The sequence below is a fragment of the Streptomyces sp. NPDC056503 genome (genome assembly GCF_042794995.1).
GTDB lineage: Bacteria > Actinomycetota > Actinomycetes > Streptomycetales > Streptomycetaceae > Streptomyces.
Genome location: NZ_JBHTST010000009.1, coordinates 84833 through 104646 on the forward strand (window position 1 = coordinate 84833; position 19814 = coordinate 104646).

Below are 19814 nucleotides of genomic sequence, written 5' to 3' on the forward strand. Positions count from 1 at the left end.
ACGCGGTACCGCTAGCCGAGCATCCGCTCCATCTCGGAGATCTTCGCCTCCAGGGAGTCGAGCCGGGGCAGCGCCTGGGTGTCGTCCTCGGCGGTGAGGTCCACCGTCCGCGACTCCCGCTTCTCACTTTCCCTGACGGCTTGCAGGGAGGGCCGGGGCCGAAGCGGCAGTTGTCCCGGATCCGGTATGGCGGGTTCCGCGACGGCGGCCGTCACCGAGGCCGTCGCGGAACCCGGCCCGGACCCGGGGGCCTGGCCCCCGCCGGTCCCGGGGGCGGCGGTCAGCGCCGCCACCTCCACCTGGCGCCCGCCGCCCCGGCCGAAGGCCCGGTGCTGGCGGTTGAGGGCCTTGATCTGCGCCCGGTCGAGCTTGGCCTGCTCGCGCCGGCGGATCCTGTTCTGCTCCTTCTCCCGGCGGTCCTCCCGGACCTCGTCCACGGCCTCGTCCAGGGTCCGTACGCCTTCCAGGAGCATCAGCGACCAGGCGGCGAAGGTCTCCCGGGGAGCCCTTATCCACCGCACGATCCGGATCTGCGGCAGCGGGCGGGGCACCAGGCCCTGCTCGCGCAGCGCCGCCCGGCGGGTCTGCTTCAGCGCCCGGTCGAAGAGGACCGCGGCCGACAGGGACATCCCCGCGAAGAACTGCGGGGCCCCGTCGTGGCCCAGGCCGCGCGGCGCGTGCACCCAGTTGAACCAGGCGGCCGCGCCCGCGAAGAGCCAGACCAGGAGGCGCGAGCCGAGGGCCGCGTCACCGTGGCTGGCCTCGCGGACGGCGAGCACCGAGCAGAACATCGCGGCGCCGTCGAGGCCGAACGGGACCAGGTACTCCCAGCCGCCCGTCAGGTTGAGGTTCTGCCGGCCGAAGCCGACGAGCCCGTGGAAGGAGAGCGCCGCCGCGACGGCGGCGCAGCAGAACAGCAGCCCGTACGAGGCGAATCCGTAGATGGCCTCCTTGCGTCTGCGCCGCTCCTCGCTGCGCTCCCAGGAGTCCTCGGCCGCGGCCTGGTCACCGGCGCGCTTCCCGCGCGCGAGCACCGCCACCGCCGTCAGGACTCCGGCCACCATCACGCCACCCGGAAGCAGCCAGTCCAGCGATATGTCGGTCAGTCTCATGCGGTGTCCCTCGCATCGCAGTGGTGCGTTTGGCCGCCCATACTGTCCGACCGATCACGGGCCACACGGGGTTTCGGGGCAAGAGCACGCCAACGGGGTCTCAGGGCATACGAATAGGTACCTTCTGGTCGAACGGCTTGCCGTCCGGACGGAGTTGCGTTCGACTCCCGTCACTCGTGAGGGTGGTGTGAGCCGGGTGGGGCGAGGGGTGGCTCAGGCGGTCGCGTCGAGCCGCCGGACCCGGTCCGCGTCACAGGTGCGCGGGCAGGTGATGCAGGTGTCCTCGGGGCGCAGGGTGTAGAAGAAGCAGCAGGTGGCCCGGTCCCGGGTGGCGCGGGGGGCGCCGTCCGGCCCCTCGGTCCCGGGCAGCGGCCGGAAGCCGGCCCCGCCCGCGTACGGCTTCTCCGGCCTGCCGGTGCTCCCCGGCAGCAGCAGCTCCAGCTCGGCCATGGCCCGCTCCTCCTCGCCGAGCAGGGCGCCGATGTACCAGAGGCTCTCGACGATCTCGTCCGTCACCATCCCCCACAGGGCGCGGCGGCCGCGCCGCATCCGGGGGCCGAAGCCGCCGAGGAGGGCCTCGAAGTGCTCGGCGAGCGAGGCGCGGACCTCCGCGCGCAGGGCGTCCTCGCCGGAGACCACGCGGGCGCCGGGCAGGGCGGCCGCCGGGTCGTCGGGCAGGCAGGCGAACTCCTCGACGCGGACCGCCATGCGGCCGAGGGCCCGCTGGAAGGAGACCGCCTCGACGGGGAGGCGGGGGACCCGGCGGTGCAGGAACCAGGGGACGGTCACCAGCAGGCAGGCGGGCCAGGCGTAGCGGTGGAGTCCGAAGCTCGCGACCACGTCGGGGCGGGCCTGCTGTCCGTAGTCACGGAGGACCTGGGCGTTGTCCCAGGCGAGGAAGGCGTCCAGGACGGCCCCGCCGGCCGCGAGTTCCTCGGCGCGGACCCAGCCGGCGCCGCTCGGCAGCCGTTCGTCCCCGGCCGTCTCCTCGGTCCGCAGGCCGGAGAAGACCTCGGCGAGCCGGGCGTAGGAGGCCGCGACGGGCGAGGCGAGGGGGGTGGGCAGCAGGGCGTGGACGGTCATGTGGACCACCGAATCGCGATCGTTAGCAGGTTAGCCTTACCTTACCCGAAACGGCATCGCGTCTCACCACCGGCAGACCGGCTCCCACCTGCGCCTCGTGGGCGCGGCCCCGCGGAACGGTCCGTTCGCCTATGGTGCACAGGGGGCCCGGGTATCGCGAGCCGGGCCCGGCACGAGGCCACAGGAGGACCCGGGTGGAGCAGGGCGCAGCGCGCGAGCGGGCGACGGATGGACCGTCCGTGCGATTCGGCGACCCCGCGACCGGGCCGTACGCGTACGAGGCCGCCCCCGCGCCCGGCCCCGACGCCGCGCGCGTCCCCGAGCAGGCCCGGGGCGAGCACACCCACGGCGAGCAGCCCCTTCCGCCGGCCCCGCTCCCCCCTCTCTCTTCTCTCTCTCCTCTCGACCCTCTCCCTTCTCTCCCCTTCTCCGGCGACGGCCCGCGCGCCGTGCGGCGCCACTCCGTCCGGGGCCAGATCCTCGACGCCCTCCGCACCGCCCTCGTCGCCGGCGAGCTGCGCCCCGGCGAGGTGTACTCCGCGCCCGCCCTCGGCGAGCGGTTCGGCGTCTCCGCCACCCCCGTCCGCGAGGCCATGCAGCGCCTCGCCGTCGAGGGCGCCGTGGAGGTCGTCCCCAACCGGGGCTTCCGCGTCGTCGTCCGCACCCCCCGCGAGCTGGCCGAGCTGGCCGAGGTGCGCGCCCTGATCGAGGTCCCGGTCATGCTGCGGCTGGCCCGCACCGTCCCGGCCGGCCGCTGGGCCGCGCTCCGGCCGCTCGCCGAGGCGACCGGAGCGGCCGCCGCCCGGGGCGACCGCGCGCACTACGCGGAGACCGACCGGGCCTTCCACCGCGCGGTCCTCGCCCTCGCCGGCAACGAACAGCTCCTCGTCATCGCCGACGACCTCCACCGCCGCTCCCAGTGGCCCCTCCTCAGCGCCCCCGCGCCCCGTCACGCGGACCTCGTCGCCGACGCCGCCGAACACTCCGCCCTCCTCGACGCCCTCGGCGCCCGGAACCTCCCGGTCGTCGAGGCCCTGGTCCGCGAGCACTTCACGGGCGCCGGGATCTGACCCCTCCCGAGGGGGCGGTCAGCCGGGCCCCGGCCCACTAAGGTCGGAGGAGACAGCCGTTCGCACCGCGTCGCCCGTGAGGTGTCCCATGCCGTCCGCGACCCCGTCCCCCGCGGGCGGACGCCGACCCCTCCCCCCAGCTCTCGGCCTCGCGCGGACCAGGGGGATACCCGGCGGCACGGAGCCCGAGGCCGCCGCACTGCTCGGCTGGCTCACCGATCCCGAGGCGCCGCGGCTGTGCCTGGTCACCGGCGCCCCGGGAAGCGGCAAGAGCGCGCTCCTCGGATGGCTGGCGGCGCACGGGACGCGGGCCCGGCGCGGACGGGCCCGGACCGAGCGGGTGCTCGTGCCGCTCGCCGGGCAGAGCGCGCTCGGAGTGGCCTGGACGCTCGCGAACCGGCTGGGGGTGGTGGCGCGGACCCCCGCCGACCTCGGGCACGCCCTCGCCACCAGCGAGGCCCGCCGTGCCGGGCGGACCGTGCTGCTCCTCACCGATCTGCACGCCGCCGCCGAACCGGACGCCGTCGCCGAGCTGCTCGGCGGGCTCGCCGAGGTCGGGCGGATCCGGCTCGTGGTGGAGGCCCGCACCGGCGTCCGCACCCCCAGGGCCGCCCGCACCACCGTGGTCGACCTCGACGGGGACGCGGGCCCGGTGACGCCGCCGTCGGCACCGCCGCTGCCCGACCTCTCGGACCCGGTCGCCGTCTGCGCCGCCGATCCCCTCCTCGTCACCACCGGGTACGCGACCGCCTCCGCCGACGACCACGGCGGGCTGCGCGACGCCTGGCTGCGGGCCGGGCAGGCGCTGTGCGCGGCGGACGGCCCGGCCGGCCGGGCCCTGGTGCTGCTCACCGCGCTCGGCGACGGCGCCGATCCGCGGCTGCGGCCCGCGCTCGCCGAGCAGGCGGCCCCGGCGCCGTGGCGGGTGCGCTGGGCGCGGCACCGGGGGGACGTCTCCCCGCCGTGGCCCGGTCCTGTCGCGGTGCTCGGCGCGACCGCCGGCGGGCCCTCGGCCGATCTGGTGCTGGTGGGCGACCGCACGGGGACGGTGCGGCTGCTGCGGGAGGCCGACGCCTCCGGCGAGGGCCGGCTCGCCCACCGGGTCCAGGGCCGGATCACCGCCCTCGCGCCCACCGCCGACGGGACGGTGCTGCTGCTCGACGAGCGCGGCCGGCTGCACACCGTACGGGGCACGGCGCCCCGCCCGCCCTATCTGGAGCGGCTCACCGAGGCCGTCTCCACCACCCTGTCCCGGCACCCCGGCACCGCGCTCGCCGCGATCGCGGGCTCGGTGGTGGTGGGCGACCGGCTCGGCTCGGTCCACGCCTTCGGCGTCAACGGCCTGCACCAGGCCGCCTCGCACAGCGGCCGGGTCACCGCCGTGACCGCCGTCGAGTCCGGGACCCCGTTCGTCTGCTCGGGCGGCGCCGACGGCACCGTACGGCTCTGGACCCCGGGCCGCGCCCCGGTGCCCGAGCCGCTGGCGGAGCGTCCGGCGCCGGTGGTCGCCCTGCACGCCGCCCCCGCCCCCGGCGGCCCGCTCGTCGCGGTCGCCTGGGCCGACGGCCGGGTCGAGCTGATCCCGCCGGAGGGCGGCCGGCGCCGGGCCTTCCGGCCCGGACCCGGGGTCCGGGCCGTCGCGGTGACCGCCACCGGAGCGCTCGTCGTCGGTACCGACGAGAGCCTCGTCTGCCTGGAGCCGCACGGGGGGTGACGCCCTCCGTGCGGCCGCCCTCACATGGCGGTCCGGGGCGTCAACTGCCCGGCCAGCCAGGTCGGTACGCCGCCGAGGAGGCGGAAGAGGCGGCGGGCCTCGGCGCGCAGCCGGCCGGCCTCCGGTTCCGTCTCCGTGTCGGCCAGCGCGGTCAGCGCCGGAGCGGTGCCCACCAGGTAGCCCAACTCCTCCCGGATCCGCAGCGATTCGGCGAAGCCGTGCCGGGCCTCCGCCAACTCGCCCTCGCGCAGCGCCAGTCCGGCGAGATGGCGCCAAGTGGAGGAGAGCAGCAGCGAGTCGCCCTGCGCGGTGGCGCCGGCGTGCGCGCGGCGGTACGCCGCCCGGGCCGCCTGCGGGGAGTCGCCCAGGTTCTGGGCGATCAGCCCGCGCCGGTAGTCCAGGAGCGGCCGGCCCGCCTCGGAGGGGGCGATCAGGGCCGCCGCGCGGCCCAGCGCCATCCGGGCCTCGTCGGCCCGGTCCCGGACGCCCAACAGCGTGGAGGCGTAGGCGAGATAGCCGCGTTCGCAGGCCGCCGCCCCGCGCTCCTCGTCGCTGCCGGCGACCGCCTCGGCGGCGCGCAGCGCCTCCTCCGCCTCGGCCCAGCCCTGTTCGGTGTAGAGGCAGCGCTCGATCAGCAGCGCGGCCCGTTCGAGCGCCGCGGCCGGTTCGTGGGCGCGGGGGGCGAGCAGTGCCGCCGCGTCGGCCCAGCAGCCGCGGGAGCGGAGCCGCCATATGGCGGTCTCCACGGGAGTCTCCTTGCCGTAGGCGAGGGACGGACTTCCGCCGCCCCCTGATTCGGAACCAGACATGGCGGTGTCCGCCACATTGCCCTCCCCGAGCGCGCCATCGAGCTGTTGAGTAGGACGGCATCTCAGCACGAACGGCCGCACCCGGCCAAGGGGTCGGGTGAAAAATTTCACAAAGGTGCGGGGCAGCCGTGACGCCCCGCCGGGACCGGGTCCGACGGGGCGTCAGAGGGCGCTGTGGCCCGTGATCACGGCGGTGATCAGGGAGGGGGACGGTTCGGCGGACCCCGCCGGAGGGGCGCGGCGGAGGGTTCTTCCTCACTCCTCCGGACTCAACCGAAGGAGTGAATTCCGTATCCGCCGCGCCGCGTCCGTCAGCTCATCCGCAGGGCCAGGAAGAAGTCGAGCTTGTCCTCCAGACGGGACAGGTCCCGCCCGGTCAGCTGCTCGATGCGGCCGACCCGGTAGCGCAGCGTGTTCACGTGCAGGTGCAGCCGGGTGGCGCAGCGCGTCCAGGAGCCGTCGCAGTCCAGGAAGGCCTCCAGGGTCGGGATCAGCTCCGCCCGGTGACGCCGGTCGTAGTCCCGCAGCGGGTCGAGCAGCCGGGCCGTGAAGGCGCGCCGCACGTCGTCCGGGACGAAGGGCAGCAGCAGCACGTGCGAGGCCAGCTCGTGGTGACCGGCCGCGCAGACCCGGCCGGGGCGGGCGGCGGCCACCCGGCGGGCGTGCCGGGCCTCCTCCAGGGCCCCGCGCAGCCCCTCCGCCGAGTGCACGGCGGCGCTGACGCCCAGGGTGAGCCGCCCGTCGTCGGCGAGGCCGGACGAGAGCGGAGCCCGTACCGCCGCCAGCAGGGCGTCCGCGTGCAGGCCCAGGGCGCCCGAGGCGCCGTCGTCCTCGCTCTCCGGGAGCGGGCCCGCGGCCAGCGGCACCAGCGCGATGGCCTCGTCGCCGGTGTGGGCGACGGCGATCCGGTCGGCGGACTCGGGGCCGACGGTCGCAGGGTCCACCAGGATCTCCTCCAGGAGCGCCTGGGTGACCGGTCCGGGCTCCACCGGCGTCTGGCCGCCCTCCTGGTCCCACTCGACCCGGGCCACGACGACCTGCCAGTGCGGGGCCGCGCCGAGGCCGGGCAGCAGCACCGGGGCGGCGACCCGCAGCCGGGCCGCGATCTCGGCGGGCGCGGCGCCCGTCTGCACCAGTTCGAGGACCTCCTGGGCGAGCCGGCGGCGCACCGTGCGGGCCGCGTCGCGCCGGTCGCGCTCGACGGAGATCAGCTGGGTGACGCCCTGGAGCAGGTCGAGCCGGGCGGCCGGCCAGTCCCCGGCGTCCGCCTCCACGGCGAGCAGCCAGTCGGACAGCACCGTCTCCCGGACGTCCCGGGCGGCGGGCCCGGCGGCCCGGCCGACGTTGCGGATCGGGAAGAGCGAGTACGCGGTGCCCTGCATGGTCAGCCGGTGCGGGCCGCGCCGGCCGGTGCGGGTGGCGGCCAGGTGCTCGCCCGCCAGGCCGGCGGCGAGGGCCGGGTCCAGCGGCTCCCCGGCGCCGGCGATCTGGCGTCCGGTGGGGGAGAGGACCCAGGCGCGCAGGTCCAGGTCGGAGCCGAGCAGGTCGAGGACGGCCTCGGGGCCGCCGCCCGTCGGGCCGGAGGTCATCAGCCGCCTGTGCCGATCGACGACGGCCGCCAGGTCGCCGGCCCGCTCGCCCGACACCTGTCGAACGACGTGTTCGGTGATCGTCGCGAACGCAACGGATTCGTTGACCGCGAAGAGCGGCAGCCGGTGGCGTGAACACGCCTCCACCAGATGGTCGGGAATGTCGCCCAGCTCGGCCTCGCCGGCCGCGAGGGCGGAGACCCCGGCGGAGGCCAGGATCCGGACGAAGGGCTCGGCGTCGGCCGCGTCCCGCAGCCAGGCGAGGCCGGTGAGGACCAGCTCGCCGCCGGACAGGTACCGGCTGGGATCCTTGAGGTCCGTGGTCATCACGCCACGCACGGAGCGGTCCAGCTCCTCCTCGCCGCCCAGCAGGCGCAGCCCGAGCGCGTCGTTCTCCAGCAGTGCGCGCAGCCGCATCGTGTCGCCGCCGTTCCTTCGAGTGGGTGGTGGGGTCGGGGTTGTCGGGTATTCGACGGTGGGGCCGGTGAAGGTGGTGCCACCGTTTCCAGGGGAAAACGGTGAGGTTTCCGTTCCCCGTCTTTCGTTCGAATCTACAAGACGTGCGGGGGCACCGGCCAACTCCTTCATGTTTTCGGTGACTGCACCCCGGCCATCGTGGCTTGTGTACTAGGCCACACACCGCGTGAACAGGACATGAACACCGAAGTCGAGGGCCGAACGTCACCCAGGGCCCAGACGTCCGACCCCCACCAGAATCACTAGAAGAGAGCCACCATGGACTTCCTTCGCCCCGCCAGCTGGGAGGAGGCGCTCGCCGCCAAGGCCGAGCACCCCACAGCCGTGCCCATCGCCGGCGGTACCGACGTCATGGTCGAGATCAACTTCGACCACCGGCGCCCCGAGTACCTGCTGGACCTGAACCGCGTCGAGCTGCTGCGCGAGTGGGAGGTCGGCGAGGAGAACGTCCGACTCGGCGCTTCCGTTCCGTACACGCAGATCATGGAGAACCTGCGCGCCGAGCTGCCCGGCCTGGCGCTCGCCTCGCACACGGTCGCCTCCCCGCAGATCCGCAACCGCGGCGGCGTCGGCGGCAACCTCGGCACCGCCTCCCCGGCCGGTGACGCCCACCCCGCCCTCCTCGCCGCCGGCGCCGAGGTCGAGGTCGAGTCGGTGCGAGGCAGCCGCCTCATCCCGATCGACGAGTTCTACACGGGCGTGAAGCGCAACGCGCTCCAGCCCGACGAGCTCATCAAGACCGTCCACGTCAAGAAGGCGGACGGCCCCCAGCAGTACTCCAAGGTCGGCACCCGCAACGCGATGGTCATCGCCGTCTGCGCCTTCGGCCTGGCGCTGCACCCGGAGACCCGGACCGTGCGCACCGGCATCGGTTCGGCCGCGCCGACCCCGATCCGCGCCAAGGAGGCCGAGGCCTTCCTGAACGCGGCCCTGGAGGAGGGCGGCTTCTGGGACAACGGGAAGATCATCACCCCCTCGATCGCGAAGCAGTTCGCCGACCTCTGCTCGGCCGCCGCCAACCCGATCGACGACGTCCGGGGCACCGCCAAGTACCGGCGCCACGCCGTCGGCATCATGGCTCGCCGCCAGCTCGGCTGGACGTGGGAGCAGTACCGCGGCGCCGGCCGCACGCTTGAGGGAGCTGCATAACCATGCGCGTGAATTTCACGGTCAACGGTCGTCCGCAGGAAGCCGACGACGTCTGGGAGGGCGAGTCGCTCCTCTACGTTCTGCGTGAGCGCCTGGGTCTGCCCGGCTCCAAGAACGCCTGCGAGCAGGGCGAGTGCGGCTCCTGCACGGTCCGCCTCGACGGAGTGCCGGTCTGTTCCTGTCTGGTCGCCGCCGGTCAGGTCGAGGGCCGCGAGGTCGTCACGGTCGAGGGCCTGGCGGACTACGCCAAGCAGCGTGAGGAGCACGGCGGCTGCGCCTCGGGCGCCTGCGGCACCTCGGTCGACGCCGCCAAGAAGTGGGAGGCGAAGCCGCAGGACTCGCAGACCGGTGAGGGCGTCGAACTCTCCCCGATCCAGCAGGCGTTCATCGACGCCGGCGCGGTCCAGTGCGGTTTCTGCACCCCCGGCCTGCTCGTCGCGGCCGACGAGATGCTGGAGCGCAACCCGTCCCCGACGGACGCGGACATCCGCGAGGCGCTCTCCGGCAACCTCTGCCGCTGCACCGGTTACGAGAAGATCCTCGACGCCGTCCGCCTCGCGGCCGCGCGCCAGGAGCGCCAGGGAGAGGCGGTCTGACGATGGCTCAGAACACCCGTACCGCACCGGTGGGCACGCCCACCGACGTCACCCAGAACCACGTCAAGGGCGGCATCGGCGAGTCCACGCTCCGCCCGGACGGCACCCTCAAGGTCACCGGCGAGTTCGCCTACTCCTCGGACATGTGGCACGAGGACATGCTCTGGGGCCAGATCCTCCGCTCCACCGTCGCGCACGCCGAGATCGTGTCCATCGACACCTCCGAGGCCCTCACGATGGACGGCGTCTACGCCGTGCTGACCCACGAGGACCTGCCGGCCGCGAAGAACTACGGCATGGAGTTCCAGGACACCCCGGTCCTCGCCTACGGCAAGGTCCGTCACCACGGTGAGCCGGTCGCCCTCGTGGCCGCCGACCACCCGGAGACCGCCCGCCGCGCCGCCGCCAAGATCAGGATCGAGTACCGGGAGCTCCCGGTCATCACGGACGAGGCCTCCGCCCTCGCCCCGGACGCGATCCTGGTCCACGAGAACCGCGACGACCACCACTCCGGCCACGTCCCGCACCCCAACATCGTGCACCGCCAGCCGATCATCCGCGGCAACGCCGCCGAGGCCGCCAAGCGCGCCGACGTGATCGTCACCGGCGAGTACACCTTCGGCATGCAGGACCAGGCCTTCCTCGGCCCCGAGTCCGGCCTCGCCGTACCGGCCGAGGACGGCGGCGTCGACCTGTACGTCGCCACCCAGTGGCTGCACTCGGACCTCAAGCAGATCGCCCCCTGCCTCGGCCTGCCCGAGGAGAAGATCCGGATGACCATGGCCGGTGTCGGCGGCGCCTTCGGCGGCCGCGAGGACATCTCCATGCAGATCCTCGCCTCCATCCTCGCCCTGCGCACCGGCAAGCCGGTCAAGATGGTCTACAACCGGTACGAGTCCTTCTTCGGGCACGTCCACCGGCACCCGGCGAAGCTCTACTACGAGCACGGCGCCACCAAGGACGGCAAGCTCACGCACATGAAGTGCAAGATCGTGCTCGACGGCGGCGCGTACGCGTCGTCCACGGCCTCGGTCGTCGGCAACGCCTCCTCCCTCTCGGTCGGCCCCTACGTCGTCGAGGACGTGGAGATCGAGGCGATCGGCCTCTACACCAACAACCCGCCCTGCGGCGCCATGCGCGGCTTCGGCGCGGTCCAGGCCTGCTTCGCCTACGAGGCGCAGATGGACAAGCTCGCGGCCAAGCTGGGCATGGACCCGGTGGAGCTGCGCCAGCTCAACGCCATGGAGCAGGGCACGATCATGCCGACCGGCCAGGTCGTGGACTCGCCGGCCCCGGTCGCCGAGCTGCTCCGCCGGGTCAAGGCCCGCCCGATGCCGCCGGAGCGCCAGTGGGAGACCGCCGGCGAGAGCGCGGACGTCCGCGCGCTGCCGGGCGGCCTCTCCAACACCTCGCACGGCGAGGGCGTCGTACGCGGTGTCGGCTACGCCGTCGGCATCAAGAACGTCGGCTTCTCCGAGGGCTTCGACGACTACTCGACCGCGAAGATCCGCATCGAGGTCATCAACGGCGAGGCCGTCGCCACGGTCCACACCGCCATGGCGGAGGTCGGCCAGGGCGGCGTCACGATCCACGCGCAGATCGCCCGCACCGAGCTCGGTGTCCAGCAGGTCACCATCCACCCCGCGGACACGCAGGTGGGCTCGGCCGGTTCGACCTCCGCGGGCCGCCAGACGTACATGACCGGCGGCGCCATCAAGAACTCCTGCGAACTCGTCCGCGAGAAGGTCCTGGAGATCGGCCGGCGCAAGTTCGGCTCGTACCACCCGGCGTGGGCCAACGCCGAACTCCTCCTGGAGGGCGGCAAGGTCGTCACCGACGGCGGCGAGGCCCTCGCCACCATCGCGGACGTCCTGGAGGACCAGGTCGTCGAGATCGAGGAGGAGTGGCGGCACCGTCCGACCCAGGCCTTCGACCTCGTCACCGGCCAGGGCGACGGCCACGTCCAGTACGCCTTCGCCGCGCACCGCGCGGTGGTCGAGGTGGACACCGAGCTCGGTCTCGTGAAGGTCATCGAGCTGGCCTGCGCCCAGGACGTCGGCAAGGCGGTCAACCCGCTCTCCGTGGTCGGCCAGATCCAGGGTGGCACCACCCAGGGCCTGGGCGTCGCGGTGATGGAGGAGATCATCGTCGACCCGAAGACCGCGAAGGTGCGCAACCCCTCCTTCACGGACTACCTGATCCCCACCATCCTCGACACGCCGACCATCCCGGTCGACTACCTCGAACTGGCCGACCCCAACGCGCCGTACGGCGTCCGGGGCATCGGCGAGGCCCCGACCCTGTCGTCCACCCCGGCCGTCCTCGCGGCGATCCGGGCGGCGACCGGTCTGGAGCTCAACAAGACGCCGGTCCGCCCCGAGGCGCTCACCGGCACCCTGTAGCCCCTCCGGGCGGTGCGTGCCTCCCGGGAACGTCACACCTTCCTCCCGCCCGCACCGCCCGGAGCGCAGTACCCCGGTACCACCCGGAAACACCCGCAGTACCCGCAGTACCCGCAGTACCCCGTTCGTCTCGGGCCGTCCCCCGGGTCGTGCAGCCAACAGCGTTTCCCAAATCCCGCGAATGCGAGTCCCCCTCGTGCGGGTGCCCCTTTGAACCTTGGGAGTAGGCCCCATGACCCAGTCGTCTGTGGAGCCGAAGACCGCCGCGGAAGACGCGGGCTCCGGCTCGCGCAACCCCGCCGGACGGTCTTGGCTCGACCGGTACTTTCACATCTCGGAGAGAGGATCCTCCGTCGGAACGGAGATCCGCGGTGGCGTCACCACCTTCATGGCGATGGCGTACATCCTCCTGCTCAACCCGATCCTCCTCGGAGGCCCGGACGTCGACAAGCACGTCCTCGCCTCCTCCGCCGTCATCACGGCGACCGCCCTCGCGGCGGCGGTGACGACCCTGCTCATGGGCTTCGTCGGCAAGGTGCCGCTCGTGCTCGCGGCCGGCCTCAGCGTCTCCGGTGTGCTCGCCACCCAGGTGGTGCCCCAGATGACCTGGCCGCAGGCCATGGGCATGTGCGTCGTCTACGGTCTGGTGATCTGCCTCCTGGTGGTCACCGGTCTCCGCGAGATGATCATGAACGCCATCCCGCTGCCGCTCAAGCACGGCATCACCATCGGCATCGGCCTCTTCATCGCCCTGATCGGCTTCAACAAGGCCGGCTTCGTCGGCGCCGGCCCGCAGTTCGGCCCGCCCGTCACCATGGGCTCCGGCGGCGAACTCGTCGGCTGGCCCGTCCTGATCTTCGCGATCACCCTGCTCGCGATCTTCGCCCTCCAGGCCCGCAAGGTCCCGGGCGCGATCCTCATCGGCATCGTCGGCGGCACCATCGTCTCGCTGATCGTGAACGCCGTCGCCGACATCCCGGCCAAGGGCCCGGGCGCCTGGGCCAACGGCTCCCCGGAGCTCAAGGGCAGCGCGGTCTCCGCCCCGGACTTCTCGCTCTTCGGCGACGTCTCCTTCGGCGGCTGGGGCGACGTCGGCTACATCACCGTCGGCGTGATCGTCTTCACCCTGGTCCTCGCCGGCTTCTTCGACGCCATGGCCACCATCATCGGCGTCGGCACCGAGGCCAACCTCGCCGACGACAAGGGCCGCATGCCCGGCCTGTCCAAGGCCCTCTTCATCGACGGCGCGGGCGGCGCGATCGGCGGCGTCTCCGGCGCCTCCGGCCAGACCGTCTTCGTGGAGTCCGCCACCGGCGTCGGCGAAGGCGCCCGCACCGGCTTCTCCTCGGTGATCACCGGCCTCTTCTTCGCGGCCTGCCTCTTCTTCACCCCGATCACCCAGATCGTGCCCCGCGAGGTCGGCTCCGCCGCCCTGGTCGTCATCGGCGCGATGATGATGATGAACGCCAAGCACGTGAACTGGGGCGACAGCTCCGTCGCCATCCCGGTCTTCCTGACCGTCGTGCTGATGCCGTTCACCTACAGCATCACCCCGGGCGTCGCGGCCGGCGTCATCGCCTACACCGTCATCAAGGTGGCGCAGGGCAAGGCCCGCGAGGTCGGCGCGTTCATGTGGTGCCTGACCGCGATATTCATCGTGTTCTTCGCCCTTCACCCGATCGAGGGTTGGCTGGGCGTCAGCTGACGCCCGACCGCCCTCCCCTCACACCGCCAAGGAGACCGACATGCTGGACATCGCCGAAGAGCTGCACCGGTGGGTCGAGCAGGGACGCGACTTCGCCGTGGCCACCGTGGTGGCCGTCGGCGGCAGCGCGCCCCGGCAGCCCGGCGCCGCCCTCGCCGTCGACAGCGAGGGCACGGCGATCGGCTCGGTCTCCGGCGGGTGCGTGGAGGGTGCGGTGTACGAGCTGTGCCAGGCGGCCCTCGACGACGGCAAGGTCGTCGTCGAACGCTTCGGCTACAGCGACGAGGACGCCTTCGCGGTCGGCCTGACCTGCGGCGGCATCATCGACATCCTCGTCACCCCGGTCCGCGGCGGGGTCTTCCCCGCCGCGCTGGCCGCCGCCGTCTCGGGGGAGGCGGCGGCCCTCGCCCGGATCGTCTCCGGCCCCGAGGAACTGCTCGGCCAGGCGCTCCTGGTCCACCCGGACGGCTCGTACGAGGGGAAGCTCGGCGGCCACCCGGAGCTGGACCGCACCGCCGCCGCCGAGGCCCGCGCGCTGCTCGACGCCGGCCGCACCGGCACGGTCGGGATCGGCGAGGACGGCAGCCGCTGCGGGCAGCCGCTCACGCTGCTCGTCGAGTCCTCCGTCCCCGCGCCCCGCATGATCGTCTTCGGTGCCATCGACTTCGCCTCCGCCCTCGTCCGGGTCGGCAAGTTCCTCGGCTACCACGTCACCGTCTGCGACGCCCGCCCGGTCTTCGCCACGAAGCTCCGCTTCCCCGAGGCCGACGAGATCGTCGTCGAGTGGCCCCACCGCTACCTGGAGTCGACGGAGGTCGACGCCCGGACCGTGCTCTGCGTGCTCACCCACGACGCCAAGTTCGACGTCCCCCTCCTCCAGGCCGCCCTCCGGCTCCCCGTCGCCTACGTCGGCGCGATGGGCTCCCGCCGCACCCACGAGGACCGCAACGAGCGGCTCCGCGAGGTCGGCGTCACCGAACTCGAACTCGCCCGGCTGCGCTCCCCGATCGGCCTCGACCTCGGCGCCCGCACCCCCGAGGAGACGGCCCTGTCGATCGCCGCGGAGATCGTCGCCGACCGCCGCGGCGGCAGCGGCCTCTCCCTCACGGGCGCCCACACCCCGATCCACCACGACGGCCCGGACGCGCCGGTCGCCGGCCGCATAGGCTCCGTCGCCTAGACCGTCGCCCGGGCCCGTCGCCCGGGCCCGTCGTCTCCGTACCCAGGCGTACGACGGCGCCCCGTCCTCCTCGGCCGCCGGAGCCGCCGCGAGCGCTCCCGCCGGGCGGGGCCGCGCGCGCCCGCGGGTGCGCGGTGCCTCAGTGCGCGGTGCGCTCCCGTACGGTCTCCGCCCAGGCCGGGGACGCCTCGACGGGGCCCGGGTCCTCGCGGCGGCCGCCCCGGGCGAAGAAGTCGGCCAGGGGGAGTATCGCCGCGCCGACGGTGACCGCGTCCGGGCCGAGCGTGCCCATGCCGAGGGTGACCCGGGCCGCCGGGTACGCCAGGGCGTACGCGCGGGCGTGCTCCTCGACGGCCGCCAGGAAGCGGGTGCCGAGCAGCAGTCCCGCCCAGCCGCCGACGAGGATCCGCTCCGGCTGGAAGAGGTTGATCAGGTCGGCGAAACCGGCGCCCAGGTACTCGGCGGTCTCCTCCAGGACGGCGAGCGCGGCCGCGTCGGGGGCGCCGCCGTCGTCGGGGCGCGCGGCCGCCGCCATCGCCGCGAGCGCCGTCTCCTCGTCGGCGCCGGCCGGCGGACGGCCGCCCGCCTCCCGCCACCGTTCGAGCAGCGCCCCGGCCCCGGCGTACGCCTCCAGGCAGCCCTGGGCGCCGCAGCGGCAGCGGCGTCCCCGGACGCTCACCTTCAGGTGGCCCCATTCCAGGGCCCGCCCGGGGCCGAGCGGGTCGGTCGTCACGCAGGCTCCGACGCCGGAGCCGAAGAGGACCACGACCGCGCTGGTCGCGCCCCGGCCCGCGCCGAACCACATCTCGGCCTGGCCCAGGGTCTTGGCGCCGTTGTCGATCCGGTAGGGGACCTCCGGCGGCAGGTCCACCGCGTCCCGCAGCAGCCGCTCCAGCGGCACCGCGTCCCAGCCGACGGTCTGGCCGTGCACGACGGCCCCGCCGCCGTCGGGGTGCTCGACGATGCCGGGGACGCCGACGCCGACGCCGAGCAGCGTCTCGGCGGGCACCTCCGCGGTGCGGAGCACTTCGGCGATGCCCTCGCGGATGTGGCCGACGACGACCTCGACGTCGTACCGCTCGCCGTCCTCCTCCGAGGGGGACAAGGGGCGCTCGGCGCGGGCGAGTTCGGTGAGCGTGAGGTCGAACAGCTCGATCCTGATCCGGGTCTCGCCCACGTCCACGCCGATCATGCGGCCGCTGGCGGGGGCGACCCGCAGCAGGATCCGGGGCCGGCCGCCGGCCGAGTCGACGCTGCCGGCCTCCTCGACGAGGCCCTCGGCGACCAGCTCCGCCACCACGTTGCTGACCGAGCCGGAGCTGAGCCCGGTGGCGGGGCCGAGCGAGAAGCGGCTCATCGGGCCGTCGAAGTAGAGCCGCCGGAGGACCGCGGTGCGGTTCTCGCGCCGCAGGTCCCGCACGGTCCGGCCGTTCGGTCTGGTCACTGGGGCCCCTCGCGGTCGTGGTCCATCGGGAGGTGGGACGGGCTCGGGCGGTTCATCGTGCGGCCGTCTCAGGTCCGGCGCAGCCCGCTGAGCAGCAGCTCGGCCAGCTGGTCGTAGGCCTCGGCGTCGGCGAGGCCGGTGGACGCGGCCACCTGCCGGCGCTGGATGCGGACCATCACGGAGGCGATGACGTCGGCGGCGAAGGCCACGTGGACCTCCCGGAAGACGCCGGCGCTGACGCCCTCCTCGATGAGCTGCTGCACCCGGCCGGCGGCGGCGCGGGTGTTCCGCTCGTAGACCTCGGCGGCCGGCTCGAAGGCGGCCACGTCGTCGAAGAACTGCGGGGAGACCGGGGCCAGTTCGGCGGAGACGGCCCGAAGGTAGGCGGCGAGCCGCTCGGCGGGGCCGCTCGCCGCCGCGAGGACGGACTCGACGCGGGCCGTGGCGCGCCGGAAGAAGTGGACGACGGCCGCCCGGACCAGCTGCTCCTTGCTGCCGGCCAGGCCGTACAGGGTCCGCTTGGAGCAGTGCAGCCGGGCGGCCAGGTCGTCGAGGGTCAGCCGGGCGAAGCCCTCGCCGACGAGGAGGGCGACCAGCTCCTCGAAGAGCGCGGAACGGCGTGCCGCTCCCCGGCCCGTGAGCTTCGGGGCGTCGGCGGCGGAGGTCTCGATCACCCGAACAGTATGCCGGTCCGCCTGGACGGAGGGGTTACGTCCACGGACTCATGCGCTATTTTTAGCGGTACTGGAGTACCCGTCCTAGTACCACTTTGCGCGCCGATGGAGTCGCCATGGATGTCGACCGCCTGCTTCCCACCCCCGAGGCGGCGGACCTCATCGCCCTCACCCGCGAGATCGCCGACAACGAGCTCTCTCCGCGGGTGGACGCACACGAGGCCGCCGAGACCTATCCCGAGGGTCTCTTCACCACGCTCGGCCGGGCCGGCCTGCTCGGCCTCGCCTACCCCGAGGAGTACGGCGGCGGCGGCCAGCCGTACGAGGTCTACCTCCAGGTCCTGGAGGAGCTCGCCGCCCGCTGGGCGGCCGTCGCCGTCGCCACCAGCGTCCACACGCTGGCCTGCCACCCGCTGTACGCCTTCGGCACCGACGCGCAGAAGGAGCGCTGGCTCCCCTCGATGCTGGAGGGCCGGCTCGTCGGCGGCTACAGCCTCTCCGAACCGCAGGCCGGCTCCGACGCCGCCGCCCTCTCCTGCAAGGCGGAGCGCCAGGAGGACGGCGGCGGCTACCGGATCACCGGCACCAAGGCGTGGATCACCCACGGCGGCAAGGCCGGCTTCTACGCCCTCTTCGCCCGCACCGCCCCCGGCGGCCACGGCATCTCCTGCTTCCTCGCCCCCGGCGAGACCGACGGCCTCTCCTTCGGCGCCCCCGAGCGCAAGATGGGCCTCCAGGCGGTCCCCACCACCTCGGCCTACTGGGACGGCGCCCTCATCGAGGAGGACCGGCTCATCGGCACCGAGGGCCAGGGTCTCCAGATCGCCTTCAGCGCCCTGGACAACGGCCGCCTCGGCATCGCCGCCTGCGCCACCGGCCTCGCCCAGGCCGCCCTGGACGCGGCCGTCGACTACGCCAACGAGCGCACCACCTTCGGCCGCCGGATCGTCGACCACCAGGGCCTCGGCTTCCTCCTCGCCGACATGGCCGCCGCCGTCGACGCGGCCCGCGCCACCTACCTCGACGCAGCCCGCCGCCGCGACCTCGGCCGCCCCTTCAGCCGCCAGGCCAGCGCGGCGAAGCTCATCGCCACGGACACGGCCATGAAGGTCACCACGGACGCCGTCCAGGTCCTCGGCGGCTACGGCTACACCCGCGACTTCCCCGTGGAGCGCTACATGCGCGAAGCGAAGATCATGCAGATCTTCGAGGGCACCAACCAGATCCAGCGGCTCGTCATCAGCCGCGGCCTGGCCCGCCCGGAGAAGTAGCGGACGGCGGCCGGTCCAGGAAGCCGGTGAGGCCGGGGTCGGGGGAGTAGCGCTTCCCCGCGTGCCGGCGCAGCGCGGCGTCGAGCTCCCGGAGCGCCGGGCGGGGGTCCTCGGAGGCGTCGAAGACGAGGGGCATGACGGCCTGGCCGCCCTTGGCGAAGCCGGCGGGGGGAGCCGGCACCCCCGCGCCCAGGGTGGCGGCCACCTCCCAGCGGCGCTCGTCCCGGACGCGCGGCGTCGTGGGGCGCACGGTGACGCGCCTGACGTCCGGCCACGCCGAGGACCAGACGCGGTTCTGGAACCGGCAGTGCAGATACGCCTCGGTCAGGGTGACCGTGCGCCGCACCGGGGGCTCCCCGGAGCCGAGGACGGTCCCGGTCGTCAGGGCGGCCAGGCCGAGCCCCGCGACGGCGACGGTGACGAGCCAGGGGGCGAAGAAGGCGACCACGAAGGAGCCGGGCAGCGCGGCGAATATGCCCAGGAAGAACAGCAGGTCGCTGTTGTTCGAGCGGCGGCTCGGTTTCGCCAGCAGGCCCGCGCGCACCTCCACCGTCGCCGGGGCCTCCGCCGGGGCCTCCGCCGGGGCCTCCGCCAGGGTCGGAGCCGCCCGCGGGGGCACCGGCCGCCGGGGCTCCGCCGGGGCCTCGGTGCCCAGCAGGTCCAGGACCCGCGAGGCGGACGGGCGCCGCTCTGGGGTCTTCTCCATGCACGCGGCGACGAGCGCGCGCAGCTCCCGGGGGACGTCGTCCAGGTCCGGGTCGTCGTGGACGACGCGGTAGAGGAGGGCCGGGACGGGGCCCTCGCCGAAGGGGGGCCGGGCGGTCGCCGCGTAGGCCAGGACCGCGCCCAGCGAGAAGACGTCGCTCGACGGGGCCACCGGCGCCCCCGAGGCCTGCTCCGGGCTCATGAACCCCGGGGTGCCGACGACCAGGCCGGTGTCCGTGAGGGCCGTGGCGCCCTCCACCGCCTTCGAGATGCCGAAGTCGATGACGCGCGGGCCGTCCTCGGTGACCAGGATGTTCGACGGCTTCAGGTCGCGGTGCACCAGACCGGCCCGGTGGATGGCCTCCAGGGCCTCGGCGAGACCGGCGGCGAGCGAGCGCAGCTCCGGCTCGGGGAGCCGGCCCCGGTCCCGTACGAGCGCCGCCAGGTCGGGCGCGTCGATGTAGTCGCTGGCCACCCAGGGCACCGGGCCCTCCGGGTCGGCGTCGACGAGCGGCGCGGTCCAGAAGCCGCCTACGGTCCTCGCGGCGGCCACCTCGCGGCGGAAGCGCTCGCGGAACCCGGGGTCGGCGGCGATCTGGGGGCGGATCACCTTCACCGCGAGCCGCCGGCCGCTGCGGGAGACGGCCAGGAAGACCTGGCCCATGCCGCCCTCGCCGAGCCGCGCCGAGAGGCGGTACGGGCCGATGGTGGCCGGATCGTCCGGCTGCAAGTCGTGCACGGGCCCCCCGAGTTCGCGTTCCTTGGGAGGCGATCCTTCCAGAGGTGCGCGGCCCCGGGCCAGTCCCGTCGGCCCCGGCCGGGCCCGGCCGGGGC

At 74.2% G+C, this 19814-nt stretch carries 15 protein-coding genes; 8 read left to right on the forward strand and 7 right to left on the reverse strand.

Going from position 1 to position 19814, the window contains the following annotated elements; translation table 11 throughout:
- Positions 1-11 precede the first annotated feature (11 nt).
- Together ACFQ8C_RS04905 and ACFQ8C_RS04910 are read right to left on the reverse strand one after the other, a co-directional pair.
- On the reverse strand, positions 12-1112 hold the full coding sequence (locus ACFQ8C_RS04905; protein ID WP_383452312.1) for a DUF2637 domain-containing protein: 1101 nt from the start codon (positions 1110-1112) through the stop codon (positions 12-14).
- A 213-nt stretch (positions 1113-1325) separates the two neighbouring features.
- Positions 1326-2195 (reverse strand): (2Fe-2S)-binding protein, encoded by an 870-nt coding sequence (locus ACFQ8C_RS04910; protein WP_383452314.1) that lies wholly within the window; start codon positions 2193-2195, stop codon positions 1326-1328.
- A 194-nt stretch (positions 2196-2389) separates the two neighbouring features.
- On the opposite strand from ACFQ8C_RS04910, the gene ACFQ8C_RS04915 reads away from it, so the two are divergent.
- Both ACFQ8C_RS04915 and ACFQ8C_RS04920 read left to right on the forward strand, forming a co-directional pair.
- Entirely contained in the window at positions 2390-3265 is an 876-nt protein-coding gene (locus ACFQ8C_RS04915) for a GntR family transcriptional regulator (protein ID WP_383452316.1), read from the forward strand.
- Between the two features lie 88 nt (positions 3266-3353).
- Positions 3354-4979, forward strand: a complete 1626-nt coding sequence (locus tag ACFQ8C_RS04920) for a WD40 repeat domain-containing protein (protein WP_383452318.1) — start codon at positions 3354-3356, stop codon at positions 4977-4979.
- Positions 4980-4999: 20 nt separating this feature from the next.
- Here ACFQ8C_RS04920 and ACFQ8C_RS04925 read toward each other — a convergent pair whose 3' ends face one another.
- Together ACFQ8C_RS04925 and ACFQ8C_RS04930 are read right to left on the reverse strand one after the other, a co-directional pair.
- Entirely contained in the window at positions 5000-5803 is an 804-nt protein-coding gene (locus ACFQ8C_RS04925) for a hypothetical protein (RefSeq protein WP_383452320.1), read from the reverse strand.
- Positions 5804-6099: 296 nt separating this feature from the next.
- Entirely contained in the window at positions 6100-7794 is a 1695-nt protein-coding gene (locus ACFQ8C_RS04930) for a PucR family transcriptional regulator (RefSeq protein WP_383452322.1), read from the reverse strand.
- A gap of 318 nt (positions 7795-8112) precedes the next feature.
- Here ACFQ8C_RS04930 and ACFQ8C_RS04935 point away from each other — a divergent pair, with 318 nt between their 5' ends.
- The 5 genes from ACFQ8C_RS04935 to ACFQ8C_RS04955 all read left to right on the forward strand — a co-directional run bounded on the left by ACFQ8C_RS04935 (position 8113) and on the right by ACFQ8C_RS04955 (position 14886).
- A complete protein-coding gene (locus tag ACFQ8C_RS04935) occupies positions 8113-9003 on the forward strand; it encodes an FAD binding domain-containing protein (protein ID WP_383452324.1) in 891 nt (296 codons plus the stop codon).
- A 2-nt stretch (positions 9004-9005) separates the two neighbouring features.
- Complete coding sequence (locus ACFQ8C_RS04940; RefSeq protein ID WP_383452326.1) at positions 9006-9599, forward strand: (2Fe-2S)-binding protein; 594 nt, start codon at positions 9006-9008, stop codon at positions 9597-9599.
- Between the two features lie 2 nt (positions 9600-9601).
- On the forward strand, positions 9602-12001 hold the full coding sequence (locus ACFQ8C_RS04945; RefSeq protein ID WP_383452328.1) for a xanthine dehydrogenase family protein molybdopterin-binding subunit: 2400 nt from the start codon (positions 9602-9604) through the stop codon (positions 11999-12001).
- Positions 12002-12233: 232 nt separating this feature from the next.
- Complete coding sequence (locus ACFQ8C_RS04950) at positions 12234-13706, forward strand: NCS2 family permease (RefSeq protein WP_383452330.1); 1473 nt, start codon at positions 12234-12236, stop codon at positions 13704-13706.
- 40 nt (positions 13707-13746) lie between these two features.
- The gene (locus tag ACFQ8C_RS04955; RefSeq protein WP_383452332.1) at positions 13747-14886 is read left to right on the forward strand and encodes an XdhC family protein; all 1140 of its coding nucleotides are present in this window, start codon (positions 13747-13749) and stop codon (positions 14884-14886) included.
- 139 nt (positions 14887-15025) lie between these two features.
- Here the strand turns inward: ACFQ8C_RS04955 and ACFQ8C_RS04960 are convergent, their stop codons facing one another.
- Both ACFQ8C_RS04960 and ACFQ8C_RS04965 read right to left on the reverse strand, forming a co-directional pair.
- Positions 15026-16330, reverse strand: coding sequence for an ROK family protein (locus tag ACFQ8C_RS04960; protein WP_383452334.1), 1305 nt, complete (start codon positions 16328-16330; stop codon positions 15026-15028).
- Positions 16331-16398: 68 nt separating this feature from the next.
- A complete protein-coding gene (locus ACFQ8C_RS04965; RefSeq protein WP_383452336.1) occupies positions 16399-17004 on the reverse strand; it encodes a TetR/AcrR family transcriptional regulator in 606 nt (201 codons plus the stop codon).
- A 116-nt stretch (positions 17005-17120) separates the two neighbouring features.
- Between ACFQ8C_RS04965 and ACFQ8C_RS04970 the strand changes: the two genes are divergently transcribed.
- A complete protein-coding gene (locus ACFQ8C_RS04970; RefSeq protein WP_383452338.1) occupies positions 17121-18275 on the forward strand; it encodes an acyl-CoA dehydrogenase family protein in 1155 nt (384 codons plus the stop codon).
- On the opposite strand, the gene ACFQ8C_RS04975 is transcribed toward ACFQ8C_RS04970, so the two are convergent.
- Positions 18244-19719, reverse strand: coding sequence for a serine/threonine-protein kinase (locus tag ACFQ8C_RS04975; protein WP_383452340.1), 1476 nt, complete (start codon positions 19717-19719; stop codon positions 18244-18246). The genes ACFQ8C_RS04970 and ACFQ8C_RS04975 overlap by 32 nt on opposite strands.
- Positions 19720-19814 lie beyond the last annotated feature (95 nt).